The sequence below is a fragment of the Pseudoalteromonas sp. SR45-5 genome, assembly GCF_014163565.1.
In the GTDB taxonomy this organism is placed as follows: Bacteria; Pseudomonadota; Gammaproteobacteria; order Enterobacterales; family Alteromonadaceae; genus Pseudoalteromonas; species Pseudoalteromonas distincta.
Genome location: NZ_JACJDN010000358.1, coordinates 1 through 4090, shown reverse-complemented (window position 1 = coordinate 4090; position 4090 = coordinate 1). Strand labels below are relative to the sequence as shown.

General features: G+C 37.8%; 4 protein-coding genes. All 4 read right to left on the bottom strand.

Annotation, left to right across the window (positions count from 1 at the left end; translation table 11 throughout):
- Positions 1 to 19 precede the first annotated feature (19 nt).
- The 4 genes from H5072_RS13240 to ccoG all read right to left on the bottom strand — a co-directional run bounded on the left by H5072_RS13240 (position 20) and on the right by ccoG (position 3824).
- A complete protein-coding gene (locus tag H5072_RS13240; protein WP_002962055.1) occupies positions 20 to 658 on the bottom strand; it encodes a thiol:disulfide interchange protein DsbA/DsbL in 639 nt (212 codons plus the stop codon).
- A 16-nt stretch (positions 659 to 674) separates the two neighbouring features.
- The gene (locus H5072_RS13235; protein WP_182693781.1) at positions 675 to 1298 is read right to left on the bottom strand and encodes a thiol:disulfide interchange protein DsbA/DsbL; all 624 of its coding nucleotides are present in this window, start codon (positions 1296 to 1298) and stop codon (positions 675 to 677) included.
- 34 nt (positions 1299 to 1332) lie between these two features.
- Positions 1333 to 2307 carry a serine/threonine protein kinase gene (locus H5072_RS13230; protein ID WP_182693780.1) on the bottom strand — a complete coding sequence of 325 codons (975 nt, stop codon included), beginning with the start codon at positions 2305 to 2307 and terminating at the stop codon, positions 1333 to 1335.
- Between the two features lie 86 nt (positions 2308 to 2393).
- Positions 2394 to 3824 (bottom strand): cytochrome c oxidase accessory protein CcoG, encoded by a 1431-nt coding sequence (gene ccoG, locus H5072_RS13225; protein WP_182693779.1) that lies wholly within the window; start codon positions 3822 to 3824, stop codon positions 2394 to 2396.
- Positions 3825 to 4090: the final 266 nt, after the last annotated feature.

The following is a 4090-nucleotide window of genomic DNA, read 5'->3' as shown; positions in this document are numbered from 1 at the left end:
TTTTTTGTTTTAGCTAAAGTTACTTGTTAGCTAAGTAATTTATTAATTTGCTAATGTCTTCAGGTTTAGTAATACCCGACTCACGACCTAGGTTTAATTTGTACTTACCATTTACAATAAAGGTAGGTACGCCACGTAGTGCGCCTTTTTCTTTAAAGTAGTCTTGATCGCGTTTCATTTTAGAGCTTAGCGTACGTACCGAGAAGCTTTTAAACAGCTTATCAAACTTATCACCATCAACGCCCTGCGCTACAAATATATCTTTTACATCTGCAAGCTCATTAAATTTAGCGCGCTTTGTATGGATATGATTAAAGATTGCAGAAATAATCTGATCTTTTTGTGGAAGCACTTCAGCTGTCGCCAGTGCTTGGCTCATCATCTGTTGGTTTTCTGGGTCACGTACACCTACAAAATCAACATGGCTCTTTTTAAATTTAACGTTTTTATCAAGCTTAGGCTTAAACTCACCAATTAGTGCTTCCATGTTATTACATGCAGGGCAGTAAAATGAGAAGAACTCTTTAACCTCTGGCTTTTTAGTTGCACGCTCAGAAACTACGTCGTAATGCACGCCTTCTTCATACGTTGCTGCAAAGCTTGTTGCTGCCATAGGAAGTAATATTGCAAGCAAACCTGCTTTAACTAATTTAATCATTATTATACTCCGAAATTTATAGTGCTAATAAAAACGCTACTAACTCATCAAGTTCTTTTTGATTTTTGATGGTGTTGAGGTTTATTTTATATTTATCGTTAACAATAAAAGTAGGTACACCTGTAAGTGCGCCTAATTTTGAATATTTATTCTGTTTGTTTTGCATTGCTTGCTCAGCTGAAATAACAGGCATGCTTGCAATCTCTTGATCAAATGTTGCGCTATCAATACCATTTACTTCAAGTAATTTTTTAACGTCTTTCATTTCAGTTAATGGTGCACGTTGAACATGGATACTTTTAAAAATTTGATCGCTAATACTTTGCGCCTGACCATGCTGCTTAGCAATTAAGTAGGCAAAGCTTAAATTTCTTTGTGCTTGTGGTGACACGCCACCTAAAAAGTTAACGTGGTTTTTAATAAACTCAGCGCCTTCAGGCAAGCCTTTTTCAATTGCTTTTGCTACTGGTTCAAACTTAAAGCAATGTGGACAGTAAAATGAGAAAAACTCGGTTACTTGCGGTGACTTGCTTTTGTCTACATCTATAACAGTGTATTGATTATCAACTTCAAACTGTGCAGCAAGTGCTGCAAATGGTAAACATAAAAGTAATAAACTCAGTTTTAATTTTTTAAGCATTTGTATCTCGTTGTACTTGTCTTTAAATAAAATATTACGGCAATAACTTTAACGGTGCTTCTTGCAATGCTGCAAGTTGCTCTTTCAGTGCTAAAATTTGTTGCTCCCAGTATTTGTCATCAGCAAACCATGTAAAGTTCCGCACAAAAGCAGAATCACTCCATCGTTTAGCTACCCATCCCATATAATGAATAATACGCATTGCTCGCAGCGGTTCAATTAATTTGAGTTGAGAGTGATCAAAATCACAAAACTCTTCATACGCATTTACAAGGGTGTCTAACTGTAACAGTTGCGTCGCTCTATCGCCACTGAGCATCATCCATAAATCTTGGATTGCAGGACCTTGGCGGCTGTCATCTAAATCAACAAACATTAGCGCATCACCTGCCCATAAAATATTACCAACGTGGCAGTCACCATGTAAGCGAATACTTTGCACATCTTTATACTGTTTTTGCGCCTGCTCTATCACTAAATCTAAAATAGTATAAAAGGCAGTATTTATTCCCATGGGCACTAAGTTACTTTTTTGAAGATGAACTTTGGCTGTATGCAAGTACTCCTCGCAGGTAACTGTTGGCCTATAAGTAAAAGGTTTTGTTTTAGCTACTTGGTGCATTCGGCCAATTAATCGCCCCATTACATCAAGCTGATCTAAATTATCAACCTCAAATAAACGCCCGCCTACACTTGGAAACAACACAAACAAATACCCTTCGTGTTCAAACAAGCTTTGCCCATTATATAAAATAGGGGCAACAACGGGTACTTCTGCATCCGCTAGTTCAAATGCAAAGTCATGCTCTTCTTGAATTTGCTCTTTACTCCAGCGCTCTGGGCGATAAAACTTCACTACGTAACGCAGGCCATCATCCGCTTTAAATTGGTACACTCTGTTTTCATAGCTATTGAGCGCTAATAAACCAGATTCGGCGTACACACCTACGCTTTCTATTGCATCGAGTATTAGATCAGGTGTTAAGTCAATAAAACTAAATTTACTCATACTCTTCTTATATAAAATAAAAGCGGGTTATATACCCGCTTTTGTTAATTGCTATATCAACTTACCTAATTTAAGGTAAGTTGCGATTATCGCGCTTTAAAAAAGTTACTCGACTGCGATATTGTCTCATCCGGCTCATCTACCGGTGAAAGCACAAAGTTAAACTCAGTCATCGGCGCCTTCAAATCATAAGGGTCCATTACAAGTGACAATGGTACGTTATGAGATTCCCCTGCCTGCACAGTAAATGACTGCTTACCAATATACTTAAAGTTATCTAACCCTCGTACTTTAATATTAAAGGTTTGCTCGTACTGCGCTTTATTAATTACCTTTAATGTATAGGTGTTCTCTACTAAACCATCAAAATCGACACGATATAATTGGTTTCGGTCACGAATAATATCAAAGTCCATTGTTTTACGCAGTGCTATATTAGCGACAAGCGCTCCCGTAAGCACAACAAGTATGACCGTGTAACCAATAATTTTAGCTCGCAGTGGATTCGTTTTATTTTCTGGGGTTTCGAGATTTCGCTCTGTCGTATATGAAATAAGCCCACGCGGGTATTCCATTTTATCCATTACGCCATCACACGCATCAATACATGCACCACAGTTGATACACTCAGCTTGTAGCCCATTTCTAATATCAATACCTGTTGGGCACACTTGAACGCACAAGTTACAGTCTATACAGTCGCCTAGTTCTAAATCTTTATGATCTACTTTACGTGAACGAGGACCACGGCTTTCACCTCGGCTTTCGTCGTACGTTACGGTGTATGTGTCTTTATCAAACATAGCTGATTGAAAACGAGAGTAAGGACAGATGTGTAAACACATAATTTCTCGCATCCAACCGGCATTACCATAAGTACATGCAGCAAAGAAAATAATACTGACTAGTGCATAACCGCCTACATCAAACGTTACAAAGTCAGGGAGTAACTCCCTTATTGGCGTAAAGTAACCCACAAAAGAAATAGCGGTATACAACGAAAACAATACCCAACTAGTATGCTTTGCCGTCTTACGCCAAAACTTATCAAAATTCATGGGTCGTTGATCGAGCTTTTTACGTTGATTAGCCGTGCCTTCAAGCTTTTCTTCGAACCAAATAAAAATAAAAGTCCAAACAGTTTGCGGACATGTGTAGCCACACCACACCCGTCCATAGAAGGTGGTCACTAAAAACAACGCAAATGCTGCCAACATAAAGATAAACGCTAATATAGTAAAATCTTGAGGCCATAGCGTTAAACCAAAAATATTGTATTTTTGACCAATTAGATCAAACAGCACAGCTTGCTGGCCATTAAAATTAATCCAAGGTAGTAACATAAACGCAAGTAGGCCTAAGAAGCCAATGCGCTGTCTAAGTAATTGATGTAGGCCTTTTACAGCACGCACATAAATACGATTTCGGGGATTGAACCTATCATCTTGACGGCTTAAATCCGGTTTTTGGATTTTCACCTCTACAGGGATATTCTTTACTTTAATTTGCTTGTCCATCGAAGTTCCTCAACGCCGCTTGGAAATAAAAATCCAGCAATACTCAAGTACTCTATACTTAAAGTTAGCAAGTTACTTGCTAGGCATATTTACTTTAATAAATTGCCTTCTCGAATACTTTCAGATATTTCAGAAATATCTGACTGCTGTTAACCATTATAACAATGTTGGTTAAAATTACTGGCATAGATTGCTAATAATTTATTCATCCCAGTTACTTGCTTTTAAAATGCAGTTTATTACACTGCATGGTAATTCAACCCTAC

What these genes read in the sequence shown, in the direction of transcription:
- H5072_RS13240 (WP_002962055.1), bottom strand. Translation starts at nt 658, where the DNA reads ATGATTAAATTAGTTAAAGCAGGTTTGCTTGCAATATTACTTCCTATG.
- H5072_RS13235 (WP_182693781.1), bottom strand. Translation starts at nt 1,298, where the DNA reads ATGCTTAAAAAATTAAAACTGAGTTTATTACTTTTATGTTTACCATTT.
- H5072_RS13230 (WP_182693780.1), bottom strand. Translation starts at nt 2,307, where the DNA reads ATGAGTAAATTTAGTTTTATTGACTTAACACCTGATCTAATACTCGAT.
- ccoG (WP_182693779.1), bottom strand. Translation starts at nt 3,824, where the DNA reads ATGGACAAGCAAATTAAAGTAAAGAATATCCCTGTAGAGGTGAAAATC.